The organism is Streptomyces sp. NPDC008163, assembly GCF_042956885.1.
In the GTDB taxonomy this organism is placed as follows: domain Bacteria; phylum Actinomycetota; class Actinomycetes; order Streptomycetales; family Streptomycetaceae; genus Streptomyces; species Streptomyces drozdowiczii_A.
Window position 1 is genome coordinate 521505 of sequence record NZ_JBIBHG010000002.1, and the last position, 18036, is coordinate 539540.

Consider the following 18036-nt stretch of genomic DNA (forward strand, 5'->3'; position numbering starts at 1 on the left):
TCCGCATGGACCTCACCCCGCTGAAGGCGGCCCTCGCAGATGTCGTGGCGATCCCGGTGACCCCGTTCGCCGGGGACGGGTCCATCGACACGGCGGCGCACCGCGCCCTGCTGCGGAGACTGCTCGACGGCGGCGTGCGCATCGTCACCCCGAACGGCAACACCGGGGAGTTCTACGCGCTCACCCCCGATGAGCGGCGCACCGTCACCGAGCTCACCGTCGAGGAGGCCGGCGGCCGGGCCACGGTCCTGGTCGGCGTCGGGCACGACGTGCCGACCGCCGTCGCCGCCGCCGAGCACGCCCGGGACGCCGGGGCCGAGATGGTGATGGTCCACCAGCCCGTCCACCCGTACGTCTCGCAGGACGGCTGGATCGACTACCACCGGGCCATCGCCGAGGCCGTGCCCGGGCTCGGGATCGTCCCGTACATCCGCAACCCGCACCTGGACGGCGCCTGCCTGGCCGTGCTCGCCGACAGCTGCCCCAACGTCATCGGCGTCAAGTACGCGGTGCCGGACGCGGCCCGGTTCGCCGCCTTCGCCCGCGACGCCGGGCTGGACCGCTTCGTCTGGGTCGCCGGGCTCGCCGAGCTGTACGCCCCGGCCTACTTCTCCGCGGGCGCCACCGGCTTCACCTCCGGGCTCGTCAACGTGGCGCCCGGCGTCTCGCTGGCCATGCTGGAGGCGCTGCGGGCCGGCGACCACCCGGCGGCCATGAAGGTCTGGGAGCGGATCCGCCGCTTCGAGGAGCTGCGCGCCGACCGGCAGTCCGCCAACAACGTGACCGTCGTCAAGGAGGCCCTGGCCGCGCTCGGGCTGTGCGACCGCGCGGTGCGCCCGCCCAGCAGGGTGCTGCCCGAGGCGCAGCGCGCCGAGGTCGCCGACCAGATCGCCGGCTGGTCCATATGACCGCCCGCATCGCCCCCGAGGAACTGCGCAGCCACCAGTGGTACGGCACCGACGGGCTCCGCTCCTTCAGCCACCGCGCCCGCACCCGCCAGCTCGGCTACCTCCCCGAGGAGCACCTGGGCAAGCCGGTCGTGGCGATCCTCAACACCTGGTCGGACATCAACCCCTGCCACGTACACCTGCGCGACCGGGCGCAGGCCGTGAAGCGCGGGGTCTGGCAGGCGGGCGGCTTCCCGCTGGAGTTCCCGGTCTCCACGCTCTCGGAGACCTTCCAGAAGCCGACCCCGATGCTCTACCGGAACATGCTGGCGATGGAGACCGAGGAGCTGCTGCGGTCCTACCCGGTCGACGGGGCGGTCCTGCTCGGCGGCTGCGACAAGTCCACCCCGGCCCTGCTGATGGGCGCCGCGTCCGTGGACCTGCCGGCCGTCTTCGTACCGGCCGGGCCGATGCTGCCGGGGCACTGGCGCAACGAGGTCCTGGGCTCCGGCACCGACATGTGGAAGTACTGGGACGACAAGCGCGCCGGACTCATCGGCGACTGCGAGATGGGCGAGCTGGAGAACGGCCTCGCCCGCTCGCCCGGCCACTGCATGACCATGGGCACCGCCTCCACCCTCACCGCCGCCGCCGAGGCCCTCGGCGTCACCGTCCCCGGGGCCTCCTCGATCCCCGCCGTCGACTCCGGCCACGACCGGATGGCCGCCGCCTCCGGCCTCCGCATCGTCGAACTCGTGTGGCAGCAGCGGAAACTGTCGCAGATCCTCACGGCGGAGGCGTACGAGGACGCCGTCGCGACCGTCCTCGCGCTCGGCGGGTCCACCAACGCCGTCATCCACCTCATCGCGATGGCCGGACGCTCCGGGATCAAGCTCACCCTGGACGACTTCGACCGCATCGCCCGCACCGTCCCCGTCCTCGCCAACCTCCGCCCCGGCGGGAAATACCTGATGGAGGACTTCCACTTCGCCGGCGGGCTCCCCGGCTTCCTGGCCCGGCTCACCGACGTCCTGCACCTGGACCGCCCGACGGTCGCCCACGACACCCTGCGCGAACAGCTCGACGGGGCGCTCGTGCACAACGACGACGTCATACGGAAGCGCTCCAACCCCCTTGCCGACGAGGGCGGCGTGGCGGTGCTGCGCGGCAACCTCTGCCCGGACGGCGCCGTCATCAAGCACATCGCCGCCGAACCGCACCTGCTGCGCCACACCGGACCCGCGGTCGTCTTCGAGGACTACCGCGAGATGCAGCGCACCATCAACGACCCGGCGCTCGCGCTCACCCCCGGCCATGTGCTGGTCCTGCGCAACGCGGGGCCCAAGGGCGGTCCCGGGATGCCCGAGTACGGCATGCTCCCGATCCCCGACTACCTGCTCAAGCAGGGTGTACGGGACATGGTCCGGCTCTCCGACGCCCGGATGAGCGGCACCAGCTACGGGGCGTGCGTGCTGCACATCGCGCCCGAGTCCTACGTCGGAGGGCCGCTCGCCCTCGTCCGCACCGGTGACCTCGTCACCCTGGACGTCGAGGCGCGGCTGCTCAGCCTCGACGTGCCCGACGAGGAACTGGCGCGCCGCCGCGCCGAGTGGACCCCGCCGCCCGTCCGGTACGAGCGCGGCTACCAGGCGCTCTACCAGGACCAGATCACCCAGGCCGACACCGGCTGCGACTTCGCCTTCCTGGCCCGGCCGGGAGAAGTGCCCGACCCGTACGCCGGCTGAACGGCCCCGCAGGAATCCCGGCGCCTCCTTGTTCGGGATACCGAACAGCATGCGGGAAGCGCTTGCGTACTACACGCACCACCGGCTCCGCCGCGTACCACCGCACGAAGGAACACCGCACCACCCGCACCCCCGTACAGAGAGAACGGAGACGTGTCATGGCCCAAGCCTCCGCCGCGGCCACACCGCCCAAGGTGCCCCGGCGCCGCTCCGCGAGCCCCCGCCGGCTGCCGTATCTGCTGATCGCCCCCGCGGGGCTGCTGATGCTCGGCTTCATCGCCTACCCGGTGGTCAGCGTCTTCTACTACAGCCTGCAGAACTACAACGTCACCAAGCCGTGGCGGAACGGCTTCGCGGGCCTCGACAACTTCACCCGGATCTTCACCGAGGACGACCAGTTCTGGACGACCCTCGGCTTCAGCGCCCAGTGGGTCCTCGTACAGGTCGCGCTCCAGCTCACGCTGGGGCTCGCGCTGGCCCTGATCGTCAACCAGACCTTCATCGGCCGGGGCATCTCCCGCGCCATGGTCTTCTCGCCCTGGGCCGTCTCCGGTGTGCTGACCAGCACCATCTGGATCCTGCTCTACAACTCGTCGACCGGCTTCAGCCGCTATCTCGCCGACGCCGGGATCGGCGAGTACGGCACCTCGGTGCTCTCCGACACCGGCACCGTCTTCTGGGCCGCGACCGTCGCCGAACTCTGGCGCGGGGTCCCCTTCTTCGCCATCCTCATCCTCGCCGACCTCCAGTCCGTCTCCAAGGAGCTGTACGAGGCGGCCGCCGTGGACGGCGCCGGACGGCTGCGGCAGTTCTTCCACATCACCCTGCCCCACCTGCGCGACGCGATCATCCTGTCCACGCTGCTGCGCGGCGTCTGGGAGTTCAACAACGTCGACCTCCTCTACACGCTCACCGGCGGCGGACCGGCCGGCGAGACCACCACCCTGCCGCTCTACGTCGCCAACACCGGCATCGAGGGCCACGACTTCGGCTACGCATCCGCGCTCACCACCGTCGCCTTCGTGATCCTCCTCTTCTGCTCGATCGTCTATCTGCGCCTGAGCAAGTTCGGAGGCGACCACAAGTGACTGCCGCACTCGCCGAGAAGAACGGCACCCGGGCCGCACGGCCGGCCGCCCCCGAGGGCCCGCCGCCCGCCACGCCCCGCCGCGAACGCGCCTTCGACGACGTACCGCGCTGGCAGATCTACGTACCGCTGGGCCTCTACCTGGTCTTCACGCTCGTCCCGTTCTACTGGATGTTCCTCTTCGCCGTCCGGCCCGCGGGCTCCACCTCGCTGGTGCCGTGGCCGATGACCGGGGAGCACTTCTCCAAGGTCTGGAACGAGCGCAGCTTCGCCGTCTTCTTCCAGAACAGCATGATCGTCGGCGTCTGCACCCTGATCGCCACGACCCTCGTCGCGCTGGCCGGCGGCTACGCCCTCGCCCGGTTCGACTTCAGGATCAGGAACGGCTTCATGCTGGCGCTGCTCTGCTCGCAGTTCATCCCCGGCGCCCTGATGCTCGTCCCGCTCTTCGAGATCTTCAAGAACCTCCAAATGATCAACTCCCTGGGGAGCGTGGTCATCGCCGAGACGGTCTTCCAACTGCCGCTCTCCATCATCCTGATCAGCGGATTCATCAAGAACGTGCCCCCTTCGCTGGAGGAGGCCGCCTGGGTGGACGGCTGCTCGCGCTTCCGGGCCTTCTGCGCCGTCGTGCTGCCGCTGCTGCGGCCCGGGCTGATCGCCGTCGGCTCCTTCGCCTTCGTGCACAGCTGGAACCACTTCCTGTTCGCGCTGATGTTCCTCAGCGAGCAGGACAAGCAGACGATCCCGGTCGGCCTGAACACCCTCATCGGCGCGGACAGCGTCGACCTGGGCGCGCTCGCCGCGGGCGGGGTGATCGCCGCGGTGCCCGTGGTGATCGTCTTCGCCTTCATCCAGAAGTGGCTGATCACCGGCTTCAGCGCCGGCGCCGTGAAGGGGTGACGCACATGACCTCGCTGCCCCCCGCCGTCACCCCCCTCCCGATCGTCCTCGCGGGCGCCCGGGGCCACGGCCTCCGGCACCTCGCCAACATCCGCCGCCTCCAGCACCAGGGCCTCGTCCGCCTCGCCGGCATCTGCGAACTCACCCCGCTCGACGCCACCGAGCTCGCCGCCTTCGCGGACGAACCCCCCGAGCAGTCCGCCGACTTCGGCGCCCTCCTGGACGCCACCGGGGCCCGCGCCGCGGTGATCTGCACCCCCATCCAGACCCACACCGCCCTCGCCCTGACCGCCGCCGGGCGCGGCGTGCACCTCCTCCTGGAGAAGCCACCCGCCGCCACCCGCGCCGACTTCGACCGCATCCTCGCCGGGGTGCGCGACGCGGGCACCGCCTGCCAGGTGGGCTTCCAGTCCTTCGGCTCGCACGCCGTCCCCGCCATCCGGGAACTCGTCGCCACCGGTGCCATCGGCACCGTACGGGGATACGCGGCGGCGGGCGCCTGGGTCCGCGACGACGCCTATTACCGGCGGGCGCCCTGGGCCGGGCGGCGCCGGATCGGGAACACCGACGTGGTCGACGGAGTCCTCACCAACCCGCTCGCCCATGCCGTCGCCACGGCCCTCGAACTCGCCGGGACCACCGCCGAGGACGTCACCGCCATCGACACCGAGCTCTTCCGGGCCCATGACATCGAGGCCGACGACACCTCCTGCGTACGCGTCACCACCGCGTCCGGGCCGCCCGTCACCGCCGCCGTCACCCTCTGCGCGGAACAGGCGGGGGAGCCGTACGTCATCGTCCACGGCGACCGCGGCCGGATCACCTTCTGGTACAAGCAGGACCGCGTCCTCGTCCAGCGCGCGGGACACGGCCCCCTGGAGACCGTGCACGGGCGCACCGACCTCCTGGAGAACCTGGCCGCCCACCTGACCGAGGGCGCCCCGCTCCTGGTACCGCCGGAGCGCACCGGCGCCTTCATGGAGGTCGTGGAGGCCGTACGGACCGCGCCCGAACCGCGCCCCCTGCCGTCCGACGCCTGGCACACCGCCCCCGTCCCCGGCTCCGGGGCCACCCGCCGGGTGGTGCGCGGCATCGACGCCCTGGTCGCGTCCGGCGCCGAAACCCTCGCGCTCTTCTCCGAACTCGGCGCCCCCTGGGCCCGCAGCGAGGTGACCTCCTCATGACGAACACCGCTCTGCTCAGCTGCGCCGGCCGCCCCGTCGGCCGCTACACCTACCGCCCCGCCGACGCGGGCCGCCCCTACCTCCACCCCGTCACCACCCTCGCCGGGATTTCCGTCACCGAGGAGCGCCCCGCCGACCACATCCACCACCTGGGCGCCTCCGTCGCCGTCCCGGACGTCTCCGGGCACAACTTCTGGGGCGGGCGCACCTTCGTCCGGGGCCAGGGGCCCACCGTGCTCGACAACCACGGCACCCAGCGCCACCTCGGCTGGAAGCTCTGCGACCCGGACGGCTTCGTGGAGGAGCTCGGCTGGGAGGCCGCAGGCGGCGAACTGCTGCGCGAGCACCGCACGGTGGCCGCCACCGCCCTCTCGGACACCGCCTGGGCGCTCGACCTCTCCTTCTCGCTCACCAACCCCGGCCCCGGTGACCTGTCGATCGGCAGCCCCGCCACCAACGGCCGCCCCGGCGCCGGATACGGCGGCTTCTTCTGGCGCGCCCCCAAGGAGGCGTCCCCGCCCGCCGTGTTCGGCCCGGAGGCGGACGGCGAGGGGGCGGTGCACGGGCGGGCCGCCGACTGGGTCGCGCTCCGCGGCGACGGCTGGTCGCTGGTGTTCGCCGGGGCGACCGAGGAGACCCGCCGCGACCCGTGGTTCGTGCGCACCGCCGAGTACCCGGGCGTCGGCTCATCCCTCGCCGCCACCGAACGGCTGCCCGTGCCCGCGGGGGCCACGGTCGTACGCCGCGTGGTCACCGTCGTCGCGGACGGCCGCCTCGACCGGGCAGGCGCCGCCGCCCTCGTCCGCCGGGCGGTGACCGCGTGACCGGAACCCGCCCCTGGACCGCGGATCTCGGCGACGGCACCTACCGCAACCCGGTGCTCGCCGCCGACTGGTCCGACCCCGACGTCATCCGCGTCGGCGACGACTTCTACCTCACCGCCTCCAGTTTCGGCCGCGCCCCCGGGCTGCCGCTGCTCCACTCCCGCGACCTCGTCAACTGGACGCTGACCGGGCACGCCCTGGACCGCCTGGAGCCCGCCGCCGAGTTCGCCGCGCCCCGCCACGACTGCGGGGTGTGGGCGCCCGCGCTGCGGCACCACGCCGGGCGGTTCTGGATCTTCTGGGGCGACCCCGACCACGGCATCCAGCAGATCAGCGCCGAGGACGTCCGGGGCCCGTGGACCGCGCCCCACCTGGTCAAGGCCGGACGGGGGCTGATCGACCCGTGCCCGCTGTGGGACGAGGAGACCGGCGAGGCGTACCTCGTGCACGCCTGGGCCAAGTCCCGCTCCGGGATCAAGAACCGGCTCACCGGACACCGGATGAGCCCCGACGGACGGGAACTCCTCGACGGCGGCAAGACCCTGATCGACGCCGACGCACTGCCCGGCTGGTTCACCCTGGAGGGCCCCAAGCTGCACCGGCGCAACGGCGAGTTCTGGATCCTGGCCCCGGCGGGCGGGGTCGCGACGGGCTGGCAGGGCGCGTTTCGCTCGCGCGACTTCTTCGGCCCCTACGAGGAGCGCGTCGTCCTCGCCCAGGGCCGGACCGGGGTCAACGGGCCGCACCAGGGCGCCTGGGTGGACACCCCGGCCGGTGAGGACTGGTTCCTGCACTTCCAGGAGCGCGGTGCCTACGGCCGGGTGGTCCACCTCCAGCCGATGCGCTGGGACGGTGACGGCTGGCCGGTCATCGGCGACGCCGGCGAACCCGTCGCCACGCACCGCAAGCCCGCCCTGCCCGCCCAGCCCGTCGAGGCCCCGGCCTGCGACGACGGATTCCCGGGCGGCCGCCACGGCAGGCAGTGGCAGTGGACGGCGAACCCGCGCCCCGGCTGGACCGTCGAGCACGCCGGGGACGGGCTGCGGCTGAGCTGCGTACCGGCGGACGACGCGCACGACCTGCGGCTCCTGCCCCACGTCCTGGTCCAGCGGCTGCCCGCCGAGACGTTCACCGCCGAGGTGGGCCTCGCCCTCGACAGCGAGGCGCCCGGGGCGAGGGCGGGGGTCGCCGTGCTCGGGGACGCCTACTCCTGGATCGGGCTCGAACGGCCGGCGGAGGGCGGGGTGCGGCTGGTGCACCGGTTCGCCGAGGCGGCCGCCGCCGAGCGCGACGCGGGGCAGGCCAGGGCGGCGCCTTCGGGGACGGCGCGGCTGCGGATCGAGGTGGCGGCGGGTGCCCGGTGCCGCTTCCTCGCCGACACCGGGGACGGGACCGGGTTCCGGCCCTCCGGGCAGGTCTTCGCCGCCACCCCGTGGCGCTGGGTCGGCGCGCTGCTCGGGCTGTTCGCCACCGCGCCGCCCGGGACGGGCCCGACCGGGACCGCCCGCTTCACCGGCTTCCACGTAACCGCGTCACACGCAATCGAACCGAGAGAGAAGAGCCGATCATGAACATCTCGAAGACGCAGCGGGGGCGCGCCGCGGCCGCCGTCTCCCTCGCGGCGGTACTCGCCCTGACGGCGACCGCGTGCGGCGACGACGGCAGCGCGAGCGGCGGCGAGGGCAGCGGCAAGGGCGAGATCACCTTCTGGGACAACAACGGCGGTCCGCGGACCGCCGTCTGGAAGGAGATCATCCAGGACTTCGAGAAGAAGTACCCGGACATCAAGGTGAAGTACGTGCCGATCCCGATCGCCGACGTGCAGTCCAAGTACGACACGGCCATCGCGGGCGGCGGAGTGCCGGACGTCGGCGGCGTCGGCACCGCCTACCTGGCCAACATGGTCTCGCAGGACGCCCTGGAGCCGCTGGGCGACCGGATCAAGGACTCCTCGCTCAACGGCAAGCTCGTCGAGGGCATGGTCGAGAGCGTCAAGGACGCGGCCGGCCGGGACGACGAGATGTACACCGTGCCGACCTCCGCGAACAACGGCGCGCTCTGGTACCGCACCGACCTCTTCAAGGCGGCCGGGCTCGACGCGCCCACCACCTGGGCCACGTTCTACCAGGCCGCCGAGAAGCTGACCGACGCCGGGAAGAACAAGTTCGGCTACACCATCCGCGGCGGCGCCGGCTCCATCGCCCAGGCCCTCGACGCTGCGTACGGGCAGTCGGGCATCACCGAGTTCTGGAACGGCGACACGACCACCCTCAACGACCCCAAGAACGTGGCGGCGCTGGAGAAGTACGCCGCCCTCTACAAGAAGACGACGCCGTCCGCCGACGTCAACAACGACTTCACCAAGATGGTCGCCCAGTTCGACACCGGCACCATCGGCATGCTGAGCCACAACCTCGGCTCCTACCAGGACCACCTGAAGGCCCTCGGCAAGGACAAGTTCGCCGGCATCCCCAACCCGGTCGGCGACGGCGGCACCCGCGTCCAGGTCTCCAACCCGGTCGACGGCCTGGGCCTGTTCAAGGCGAGCAAGAACAAGACGGCCGCCTGGAAGTTCATCGAGTTCGCCGCCTCGCACGAGTCGAACAGCAAGTGGAACGAGTCCGCGGGAGCCATCCCCGCCAACACCGAGGCCGCCAAGGACCCGTGGATCAGCGAGGCCGCGCCGACCGAGCTGGCCGCGAAGGCCCTCACCGACGGCTCCACCAAGATCGTGCAGCTGCCGTACTACCTGCCCGACTGGAACAACATCAGCAAGGCCGACAACGAGCCGGAGTTCCAGAAGCTGCTGCTCGGCAAGGTCACGGCCAAGGCGTTCCTGGACAAGATGGCCGACGAGCTCAACGCGGCCCAGAAGGAGTGGAAGGAGCGCGGCAACGGCTGATCCGGCCCCCCGGCGCGGGGCCGGGCGCGAGCCCGTCGCACGGACGGCCCGCCCCGCCCCGCCACCCCCCTTCCTCTCCCTTCCACAGGTCCCGCACCAGAACCGAGGATTTGTCATGTCCACATTCATTCCGTCCCGCAGGAACCGTGCCCGTGCCATCGCCGTCGCGATGGGCTGCGCCTCGCTGGCCCTCGCCCTGAGCGTCCCCGCGCAGGCCGCCCCGCGGCCGCACGGCACCAGGGGCGCCGAGCGCGCCGTCCTCGCGAAGGGCGACGGCTGGGCCTCCGCCGAGGGCTCCACCACCGGCGGTGCGGCCGCGACGCCCGACCACGTCTACACCGTGCACAACCGCGCCGAGCTCATTGCCGCCTTCGAGGACGCGGGCGACGCCCCGAAGATCGTCCGGATCGCCGGGACCGTGCACGGCAACGCCGACGCCGAGGGCAACCCGATCGACTGCGAGGCGTACCAGACCGACGGCTACACCCTGGACAAGTACCTCGCCGCCTACGACCCCGACACCTGGGGCCGCGAGGAGGTCCCCTCGGGGCCGATGGAGGACGCCCGGCTCGCCTCCGCCAAGCTCCAGAAGGCCGCCGTCAACGTCTACGTCCCGTCCAACACCACACTGATCGGCGTCGGCCGGGACGCCACGGTCATCGGCGCCTCGATCCAGATCCAGGACGTCTCCAACGTCATCGTGCGCAACATCGCCTTCGAGGACACCTACGACTGCTTCCCGCAGTGGGACCCGACCGACGGCGACACCGGCCACTGGAACTCCGAGTACGACAACCTCGTCGTCTACGGCTCCGACCACGTCTGGGTCGACCACAACACCTTCAGCGACGGGGACCGCCCGGACGCCGACCAGCCCCGCTACTTCGACGAGTTGTACCAGCAGCACGACGGGCTCTTCGACATCGTCAAGGGCGCCGACCTGGTCACCGCCTCCTGGAACGTCCTCAAGGACCACGACAAGACGATGCTCCTCGGCAACAGCGACAAGGCCGGGGACACCGACCGGGGCAAGCTCCGCGTCACCCTGCACCACAACCTGTTCAAGGACGTCAACGAGCGCGCGCCCCGCGTCCGCTTCGGACAGGTCGACTCGTACAACAACCACTTCGTCGCCACGAAGGGCAGCGTCTACGGCTACTCGTACGGGATCGGCGCCGAGTCCCATCTGGTCGCCGAGCACAACGCGTTCACGCTCAGCGGCGAGTTCGACAAGGCCAAGATCCTCAAGAAGTGGTCGGAGTCCTCGCTGACGGCCGCCGACAACTGGGTCAACGGCCGCCGCACCGACCTGATCGCCGTCCACAACGCGGGCGTCCCCGAGGAGCAGCTGACCACGGGCGCCGGCTGGACCCCGACCCTGCGCAACCGGGTCGACCACCCGCTGCTGGTGCCGCTCGTCGTGGGCCTCGGCGCGGGCGCGGGCCGGCTGCCCGGCGCCTGACCGGCCGCCCCTTCCTCCGCCGGTGCCCGCGCGGGCACCGGCGGAGGCCGCCCCCGCAGAAAGGAGCACCCATGCCCACCCGACGCACCGCCCTGGCCCTCCTCGCCGGCTCCGCCACCGCCCTCGCCCTCGGGACCGCCCCGCCCGCCCTCGCCCACGCCCGCCCCTTCGGCCGCCACGGCTCGCCCGCCCGCCGCCGCGACCGCGCCACCCTGTACGTCGACGCGCGCGGCCGGGGCGACCACACCACCGTCCAGGCCGCCGTGGACGCGGCCACCGGTACCGGGCGCACCCTGGTCATCGCCCCCGGCACCTACCGGGAGACCGTGGACATCCCCGCCGACCGGACCGGCCTCACCCTGATCGGCGCGAGCGGCGACGCGCGCGACACGGTGATCGTGTACGACAACGCCAACGGCACCCCGCGCCCCGACGGTTCGGGCACCTACGGCACCAGCGGGTCCGCCACGGTCACCGCCCGGCCCGCCGGACTCACCGCCCGCGACCTGACCTTCGCCAACGACTGGCTGCGCGCCGACCACCCCGACTACACCGGCACCCAGGCCGTCGCCCTCAAGGTGACCGGCGACCGCTCGTCGTTCACCGGCTGCCGCTTCCTGGGCCACCAGGACACGCTGTACGCGGACTCCGCGTCCCTCACCGACTTCGCCCGGCAGCACTACCGCGACTGCTACGTGGAGGGGGACGTCGACTTCGTCTTCGGCCGGGCGTCGGCGGTCCTGGACCGCTGCCACTTCCGCACCCTGGCCCGCACCGACCTGACCGGACCGCCCCACGGCTTCGTCTTCGCGCCCAGCACCGCCGGGGCCGACCCGCACGGCTTCCTGGTCCTGCGCTCCCGGGTCACCAGCACCGCCCCCGACGGGTACTTCAAGCTGGCCCGCCCCTGGGTGCCGTCCTCCGACCTCACCGCGCACCCCATGCTCACCGTCCGCGACAGCCACCTCGGCGCGGGCATCGACACGGACGAGCCGTACGGCACCATGTCGGCGGGCTTCCCGTGGCAGGACCAGCGGTTCGCGGAGTACCGCAACACGGGACCGGGCGCGCGCGTCACCGTCCCGGCCAACCGCCCCCAGCTCACCCGGACCGAGGCGCGGCAGCACACCCCCGCCGCCTGGTTCGGCGACTGGAGGCCCTAACGCGACCGCCCGAAGCGGTCGCCCACCGCCGCCTCGCCGCCCGAGGCACGGACCGCGTGCGCGGTCACGGTGTCGCCGGTGGCGTCCCGGTCGCCCTCCGCGTGGTTGTACTGCCCGGCGAACGTGTGCGTCCCGGCCGGGACGGTCCGGCCGGGACGCAGCGTCCACCGGTAGACCAGAAAGCCGCCGCTCTCGTCCACCGACACGGTGAAGTCCGGCTCGGGCAGCGAGCGCCAGGAGCCGGTGCTGTTCACCCCGCCGGTCTGGGCCACCCGCAGCTCCACGGTGAGCGCGGACAGCGGTTCGGTGGTCCGCAGGGTGACGTTGCTCTGCGCCCAGTACGCGTTGCTGTGCGGGTCGACCACGCCGCCGGTCCACAGCGGTCCGTCCTCGGGCCGGAGCGGCGCCTTCGCGGCGGGGGAGTGCGGGGCCTTCGCGGTGACGGAGGGCGCCGACGCCACCCGCCCGCCGCGTGCCCGGCCGTCGTCGCCCGCCGAGGTGGCCGCGAACGCTCCGGCCGCCAGCACCCCGCAGACCGCCGCCGTCGCCCCGGCCACCCGCAGCCACGGGCGGACCGCGCGCGGCGGGCGCACGGACCGGGGTGCCGGACGGCCGCCCGCCATCCCGCGCTCGATCCGGGCCAGCATCCGGGCCCGGTCGGGGCGGTGGGCCTCGGCGGCCTCCCGCAGCCGCCCGGACAACTCCTCGTCGTTCACCGCTCTCCTCCGCTGCGCTGCGCCGCGACGGCGAGCCGGACCCGCGCGGCGGGCGTCTCCGGCCCCAGCAGCCGCTGCAGTTCCGCGACGGCGCGCGAGGTCTGGCTCTTCACCGTACCCACCGAGATCCCCAGCACCAGCGAGGTGTCCCGCTCCGAGAGGTCGAAGGCGTGCCGCAGCACCACACAGGCCCGCTTGCGGAACGGCAGCCTGCGCAGCGCCTCCCGCACGTCCACCACCGCCGGGACGTCGGGCCCCTCGGCCGCCCCGCCGTCCCCGCCGCCGCGCGGCGCCCAGAACAGCGCGATCCGGCGCCGCTCCCGGACCGCGCTGCGGATGCGCGTCCTGGCCAGATTGGCGACCACACCCCGCGCGTACGCCACCGGGTTCCCGGCCTCGCGGACCCGGTCCCAGCGGTGCCAGAGCGCGAGCAGGGCGTCGGCCGCGAGATCGTCGGCGGCATCCGCCTCACCGGTCAGCAGATGGGCGAGGCGGGCCAGCTCCGCGTAATGGGCCTCGAAGAACGCGTGGAACTCGGCGGCGGCATCGTCGACTGCTGTGCCCACGGCTACCCCGTCCCCTGCGCTCGCCCGCCCGGCCCGCCCGGTACGCCCCCCGCCGGGGCGTGAGCGTACCGCAAGCGCTTCGACAGAAGGAGAGGGCTACCGCCGCAGCGCCGCCTCCATCATCTTCCTGGCGACCGGCGCCGCCAGCCCGTTGCCGCTGACCTCCGACGCGGTCGAACCGGAGTCCTCCACGATCACCGCCACCGCGACCTCCTGGCCGCCGGACTTGGCGTACGAGGTGAACCAGGCGTACGGGGTGTTGCTGTTGTCCACGCCGTTCTCGGCGGTGCCCGTCTTGCCGCCGACCTCAGCCCCGGCGATCCGGGCGTTGGTGCCGGTGCCCTTCTCCACCACGGTCACCATCGCGCTGCGCAGCTGCTTCGCGGTGTCCTCGGAGACGATCCGCTTCGTGTCGCCGTCCGCGAAGTCCTCCAGCGTGCCACCGTCCCCGTCGGTCACCTTCGACACCATGTGCGGGGCCGCCAGCTCACCGCCGTTGGCCAGGGCGGCGGAGACCATCGCCATCTGGAGCGGGGTCGCGGTCACCTCGAACTGGCCGATGCCCGACAACGCCGTCTGCGGCCTGTCCATGTCCTCGGGATACACGCTCTCGGACGCCCGCACCGGCACGTCCAGCTCCTTCTCGTTGAAGCCGAACTTCTCCGCCATCGCCCGCACCTTGGCCTGGCCCAGGTCGGCGGCGACCTTGCCGAAGACGTTGTTGCACGAGTACTGGAGGGCGACGCGCAGCGAGGCGTTCTCGCAGGGGGCGGACGCGCTCTCGTTCCGCAGCGGGGTGCTGGTGCCCGGCAGCGTGTACGGCACCGGGCTCTTCGTCGGCTCGTCCACGGAGTCGTACAGCCCGTTCTCCAGCGCGGCCGACGCCACGACCAGCTTGAACGTCGAGCCGGGCGCGAGCGGCTGCCGCATCGCCCGGTTCACCAGCGGCTTGTCCCGGTCGGCGAGCAGCTTCTGCCAGGTGTCCCCGTCGTTCGTCCCGCTGATGTCCGAGGGGTCGTACGACGGCGAGGAGACCATGCCCAGGATCTGCCCGCTCCTCGGGTCGATCGCCACGGCCGCGCCCTTGTCGTCGCCGAGCGCGTCGCTCGCCGCCTTCTGGACGTCCGGGTCGATCGTCGTCACCACGTCACCGGGCGCGGGCCGCTTCCCGGTGATCGCGTCCAGCGGACTCTTCAGCCGGTCGTCGGTGCCGTCCAGCACATGGCTGTAGATCCCTTCGAGCTGCGTCGAGCCGTACGCCTGCGAGCTGTAGCCGGTCACGGACGAGTAGAGGTCGCCCTGTGTGTAGGTGCGCTTGTACGCGAGATCGCTGCCCTCCGTCCGCTTCGAGCCCGTGACCGGCGAACCGGCCACGATGATGTCGCCCAGCGGCTGCGCGTACTGCGCGATGGAATTCCGCCGGTTGTGGTCGTCGTCTGCGAGCGCCTTGGCCTGGTACGCCTGCACCCAGGTCGCCCGCCCGAGGAGGGCGAGGACCAGCAGCAGGCAGAAGACCGAGGCGCGCTTGATCGTCTTGTTCATCCCGCTCGGTGGACGAGCGGGGCGGGGCGGGTCGTTCCCGGTTGTGCCGCTTCTCACCGATTCCTCATACGGTGACCACGGCGTGCACGGCCGCACGGGCTCAGCCCGGCGTGATGAACCCCGACTCGTACGCGGTGATGACCACCTGGGTACGGTCCCGGGCCCCGGTCTTCGCGAGGACCGCCGCCACATGCGTCTTGGCCGTCGCCGCGCCCACCGCCAGCCGGTCCGCGATCTCCGCGTTCGTCAGCCCCGCCGCGATCAGCCGCAGCACCTGCGCCTCCCGCTCGGTGAGCCGGGCGGCCCACGGCGGGGCGGGGGCCGGCGCGGGCGTCCCGTACGCGGCGGCGAGCTGCCGCACGGCGGCCGGGAAGAGCAGCGAGTCGCCGCACGCCACCAGCCGCACCGCCTGCACCAGCTCCGCGGCCGCCGCCCGCTTCAGCAGGAAACCCGCCGCCCCGGCGCGCAGCGCCTCGTAGACATAGGCGTCGTGCTCGAAGGTGGTGACGACCAGGACGCGCGGGGCCGGGTCCAGCGTGGCGAGGATCTGCCCGGTGGCCCGGATGCCGTCCGTCTCGGGCATCCGCACATCCATCAGCACCACGTCGGGGCGCAGTGCCCGCACCACGGAGACCGCCTCGGCACCGGTGGCAGCCTCGCCGACGACCTCCAGACCGTCCTCGGCGTCCAGGATGGCCCGCAGCGCGGTGCGCACCATGCGTTCGTCGTCGGCGAGGACGATCCGGACCGGCGTGCTCATCGGGGCTCCTTCGCGGGGGGACGCAGGGGGAGGCGGGCGGCCAGCCGCCACACGCCGTCGTCGCGTGGCCCGGCCTCGGTGGCGCCGCCGAGCAGCAGGGCGCGTTCCGCGACGCCGGTCAGTCCGCGTCCGCCGCCGGGGCGGACGACCGGCGGGCGCGGCGGGAGCGCGCTGTCCAGGACGATGGCCAGCTCGCGGGGGCCGACGCCGATCCGCAGCCGCACCGGCGAGCCGGGGACGCCGTGCCGCACCGCGTTGCTCAGGCCCTCCTGCACGATCCGGTACGCCTCGGCCGAGACGGGTCCCGGCACCGTGCCCGGGTCGCCGTCGGCCTCGTAGCGCACGGGCACCCCGCACCGGGCGAGCAGCCCGCCGAGCACGTCGAGCCCGGGGCCGGCGAGCGCGTCGGACCCGTCGCCGTCCTGCCGCAGCAGCCCGAGGACCGCGTCGAGTTCGCCGACCGTGCGCCGCGTGGTCTCCTCGATCGCGGTGAGCGCCTCCCGGACGAACCCGGGGTCGCTGTCCAGGACCCGGCGGGCGGCCCCCGCCTGGAGGGTGACGGCGCTCAGCGCGTGGCCCACCGAGTCGTGGAGCTCCCGGGCGAGCCGGTTGCGGACGGCCAGTTCGCCGGCCCGGCGCTCGGCGGCGGCGAGCCGGTCGTCCGGGGTCGGACCGAGCAGCACCGGCGCCCGGTTCGCGAGGAGCGCCCCGGCCGCCGCCGCGCACCCCGCGAGTGCCAGGAGCATGGCCGCCCCGGCCGGGGGTGCGACGGCCAGGACCCAGGTGTGGTCCAGGGCCGGGCGGGCGCCCAGGGCGGGGGATGCGCGGAGGGCCGGGACGAACGGCAGCGCCATCACGCAGACCGCGAACGGAACGAGCGCCAGGGTCATCCCGCTGATGATCCCGCCGAGCCCGACGTGCAGCGTGAACCAGGCGGCCGAGCGCACCCGGGCCTGCCGGGAGGTGGCGGGCCCGTCCGCCAGCGGCCGGTCCGGGGCGAGCCCGCACAGGGCGCGGGCGGTGGCCACCGAGAGCGGCCGGGCGGTGGGCAGCAGCGCGGTGACGGCGGCCATCGGCAGCGCGTAACCGAAGGCGGAGAACTGGGCGGAGAGCGAGGTGAAGGGGTTGGCGCCGGGCGCGTAGAGGCCGACGACCACCGTGCCGACCAGGAAGTACGGCATCAGCAGGGCACCGCCGATGATCAGGTGCAGCCACCGCAGCCGGGCCCGGCGGCCCACCGGCCGGAGTATGAGCGGGGTCATGCCGAGGCGTTCCGCGTCCCGGCCGCGCGTTCCGCGAGGAAGTACGCGCCGAGGGTCACCACCAGCGTTCCGACCAGCATCTGCACAGCGTAGGTGAGCACCATGCCGGGCGTGGCGCTTTCCGCGCCCTCCCCGGCCGACCCCAGCGCGGCCAGGCAGAGCCAGCCGCCCCAGCAGGCCGTCGCCCCGGACCCGCCCCAGGCCAGCGCCAGCGGCACCCGCAGCGGCAGCGCGGACCGGCGGAAGGCCAGCAGCAGGACCCCGGCCACGGCGACCGCGATCCACAGCACGTACACCGCCTCCAGCACGTGGAAGCCGCTGTCCCGCCCGGCCACCCGGTCCGGGGTGAGCCCGGCCGTCGAGCCCGCCGCCCACAGCAGATGCGCGGTGCCGGGCGCCAGGGCGAGCAGCGACGCGGTGACGGCGGCGGCCCGCAGCGCGGGGGCGGTCGGGCTCGCGGGCAGCTCGCCCAGCGTGCCCCGCCAGAGGTGACCCCAGCGCTCGCGTGCGTACAGCACGAACAGGGCGCCCAGGGACAGGCCCTGGAGGATGAAGCCGCCGTAGACGACACCGAACACCCACTCGCGCAGGAACGGCCGGCCCGCGGCGTCCGCGCCGTCGGTGCTCCCGCCCAGCGCCCGGACCAGCAGCTGCGCCGGATAGCCGGTCATGATCGGCAGCAGCAGCCCGGTCGCCGTCCACACCGGCAGCGCCAGCAGCCACGCGGGCACCCGCAGCCCCCAGGGCCGGGTGAGCAGCAGGGCCAGGACCACTACCGCACCGTCCATCAGCACCGAACCGCCGTTGGCGACGGCCATCAGGGCGCGGTGGTCCAGCAGCTCACTGCCGGCCGGGATCCCGACGCGGCTGCCCGCCACCCAGGCGAGCTTGAGCGTGATGTACGGCAGACAGGCGGCGATGGCGACGGTGCGCAGCGCGGTGCGGGCTGAGGCGGTGGTCATGGCCTCCACGCTGCCGGGCGGCGCGCCCCCGCACCTCCTGCCCGGCGACGATCCGCCTCCGCCGCGCGGGG

16 protein-coding genes are annotated in these 18036 nt (G+C 73.3%); 10 read left to right on the forward strand and 6 right to left on the reverse strand.

Translation table 11 applies throughout. The features are described 5' to 3' along the window. The first annotated feature begins 5 nt into the window (after positions 1–5). The 10 genes from ACFZAT_RS07425 to ACFZAT_RS07470 all read left to right on the forward strand — a co-directional run bounded on the left by ACFZAT_RS07425 (position 6) and on the right by ACFZAT_RS07470 (position 12157). Positions 6–908 carry a dihydrodipicolinate synthase family protein gene (locus ACFZAT_RS07425; protein WP_391261400.1) on the forward strand — a complete coding sequence of 301 codons (903 nt, stop codon included), beginning with the start codon at positions 6–8 and terminating at the stop codon, positions 906–908. After that, entirely contained in the window at positions 905–2632 is a 1728-nt protein-coding gene (araD, locus tag ACFZAT_RS07430; RefSeq protein WP_391261403.1) for an L-arabinonate dehydratase, read from the forward strand. Before ACFZAT_RS07425 ends, araD begins: the two co-directional genes overlap by 4 nt. 158 nt (positions 2633–2790) lie before the next feature. Then, positions 2791–3720, forward strand: a complete 930-nt coding sequence (locus ACFZAT_RS07435) for an ABC transporter permease subunit (protein WP_391261406.1) — start codon at positions 2791–2793, stop codon at positions 3718–3720. Further along, positions 3717–4622 (forward strand): ABC transporter permease subunit, encoded by a 906-nt coding sequence (locus tag ACFZAT_RS07440; RefSeq protein WP_391261409.1) that lies wholly within the window; start codon positions 3717–3719, stop codon positions 4620–4622. Before ACFZAT_RS07435 ends, ACFZAT_RS07440 begins: the two co-directional genes overlap by 4 nt. A 5-nt stretch (positions 4623–4627) precedes the next feature. After that, entirely contained in the window at positions 4628–5806 is a 1179-nt protein-coding gene (locus ACFZAT_RS07445; protein ID WP_391261412.1) for a Gfo/Idh/MocA family oxidoreductase, read from the forward strand. After that, positions 5803–6630, forward strand: a complete 828-nt coding sequence (locus ACFZAT_RS07450; RefSeq protein ID WP_391261414.1) for a DUF6807 family protein — start codon at positions 5803–5805, stop codon at positions 6628–6630. The genes ACFZAT_RS07445 and ACFZAT_RS07450 overlap by 4 nt, the downstream gene beginning before the upstream one ends. Next, a complete protein-coding gene (locus ACFZAT_RS07455; protein WP_391261417.1) occupies positions 6627–8201 on the forward strand; it encodes a family 43 glycosylhydrolase in 1575 nt (524 codons plus the stop codon). Before ACFZAT_RS07450 ends, ACFZAT_RS07455 begins: the two co-directional genes overlap by 4 nt. Then, positions 8198–9532, forward strand: a complete 1335-nt coding sequence (locus ACFZAT_RS07460; protein ID WP_391261420.1) for an extracellular solute-binding protein — start codon at positions 8198–8200, stop codon at positions 9530–9532. Before ACFZAT_RS07455 ends, ACFZAT_RS07460 begins: the two co-directional genes overlap by 4 nt. Positions 9533–9647: 115 nt before the next feature. After that, positions 9648–10994, forward strand: a complete 1347-nt coding sequence (locus tag ACFZAT_RS07465) for a polysaccharide lyase family 1 protein (protein ID WP_391261423.1) — start codon at positions 9648–9650, stop codon at positions 10992–10994. A gap of 71 nt (positions 10995–11065) precedes the next feature. After that, positions 11066–12157: a pectinesterase family protein gene (locus ACFZAT_RS07470; RefSeq protein ID WP_391261426.1), complete on the forward strand. Its 1092-nt coding sequence runs from the start codon at positions 11066–11068 to the stop codon at positions 12155–12157. Here ACFZAT_RS07470 and ACFZAT_RS07475 read toward each other — a convergent pair. The 6 genes from ACFZAT_RS07475 to ACFZAT_RS07500 form a co-directional block, all read right to left on the reverse strand. Beyond that, positions 12154–12873, reverse strand: a complete 720-nt coding sequence (locus ACFZAT_RS07475; RefSeq protein ID WP_391261429.1) for a hypothetical protein — start codon at positions 12871–12873, stop codon at positions 12154–12156. The two genes, ACFZAT_RS07470 and ACFZAT_RS07475, sit on opposite strands and share 4 nt — an antisense overlap. Further along, entirely contained in the window at positions 12870–13439 is a 570-nt protein-coding gene (locus tag ACFZAT_RS07480; protein ID WP_391261432.1) for a SigE family RNA polymerase sigma factor, read from the reverse strand. Before ACFZAT_RS07480 ends, ACFZAT_RS07475 begins: the two co-directional genes overlap by 4 nt. Before the next feature lie 96 nt (positions 13440–13535). Then, positions 13536–14981, reverse strand: coding sequence for a penicillin-binding transpeptidase domain-containing protein (locus ACFZAT_RS07485; RefSeq protein WP_391261435.1), 1446 nt, complete (start codon positions 14979–14981; stop codon positions 13536–13538). Between the two features lie 100 nt (positions 14982–15081). Beyond that, a complete protein-coding gene (locus ACFZAT_RS07490) occupies positions 15082–15741 on the reverse strand; it encodes a response regulator (protein ID WP_391261437.1) in 660 nt (219 codons plus the stop codon). Continuing rightward, positions 15738–17003: a histidine kinase gene (locus ACFZAT_RS07495; RefSeq protein WP_391261440.1), complete on the reverse strand. Its 1266-nt coding sequence runs from the start codon at positions 17001–17003 to the stop codon at positions 15738–15740. Before ACFZAT_RS07495 ends, ACFZAT_RS07490 begins: the two co-directional genes overlap by 4 nt. Beyond that, positions 17000–17965 carry a hypothetical protein gene (locus ACFZAT_RS07500; RefSeq protein ID WP_391261444.1) on the reverse strand — a complete coding sequence of 322 codons (966 nt, stop codon included), beginning with the start codon at positions 17963–17965 and terminating at the stop codon, positions 17000–17002. The genes ACFZAT_RS07495 and ACFZAT_RS07500 overlap by 4 nt, the downstream gene beginning before the upstream one ends. Positions 17966–18036: the final 71 nt, after the last annotated feature.

Bases quoted from the DNA above. Each gene is read 5' to 3' on its own strand.
- ACFZAT_RS07470 (WP_391261426.1), top strand. From the start codon at position 11,066: ATGCCCACCCGACGCACCGCCCTGGCCCTCCTCGCCGGCTCCGCCACC.
- araD (WP_391261403.1), top strand. From the start codon at position 905: ATGACCGCCCGCATCGCCCCCGAGGAACTGCGCAGCCACCAGTGGTAC.
- ACFZAT_RS07435 (WP_391261406.1), top strand. From the start codon at position 2,791: ATGGCCCAAGCCTCCGCCGCGGCCACACCGCCCAAGGTGCCCCGGCGC.
- ACFZAT_RS07485 (WP_391261435.1), bottom strand. From the start codon at position 14,981: ATGAACAAGACGATCAAGCGCGCCTCGGTCTTCTGCCTGCTGCTGGTC.
- ACFZAT_RS07450 (WP_391261414.1), top strand. From the start codon at position 5,803: ATGACGAACACCGCTCTGCTCAGCTGCGCCGGCCGCCCCGTCGGCCGC.
- ACFZAT_RS07465 (WP_391261423.1), top strand. From the start codon at position 9,648: ATGTCCACATTCATTCCGTCCCGCAGGAACCGTGCCCGTGCCATCGCC.
- ACFZAT_RS07425 (WP_391261400.1), top strand. From the start codon at position 6: ATGGACCTCACCCCGCTGAAGGCGGCCCTCGCAGATGTCGTGGCGATC.
- ACFZAT_RS07490 (WP_391261437.1), bottom strand. From the start codon at position 15,741: ATGAGCACGCCGGTCCGGATCGTCCTCGCCGACGACGAACGCATGGTG.
- ACFZAT_RS07460 (WP_391261420.1), top strand. From the start codon at position 8,198: ATGAACATCTCGAAGACGCAGCGGGGGCGCGCCGCGGCCGCCGTCTCC.
- ACFZAT_RS07500 (WP_391261444.1), bottom strand. From the start codon at position 17,965: ATGACCACCGCCTCAGCCCGCACCGCGCTGCGCACCGTCGCCATCGCC.
- ACFZAT_RS07445 (WP_391261412.1), top strand. From the start codon at position 4,628: ATGACCTCGCTGCCCCCCGCCGTCACCCCCCTCCCGATCGTCCTCGCG.
- ACFZAT_RS07495 (WP_391261440.1), bottom strand. From the start codon at position 17,003: ATGACCCCGCTCATACTCCGGCCGGTGGGCCGCCGGGCCCGGCTGCGG.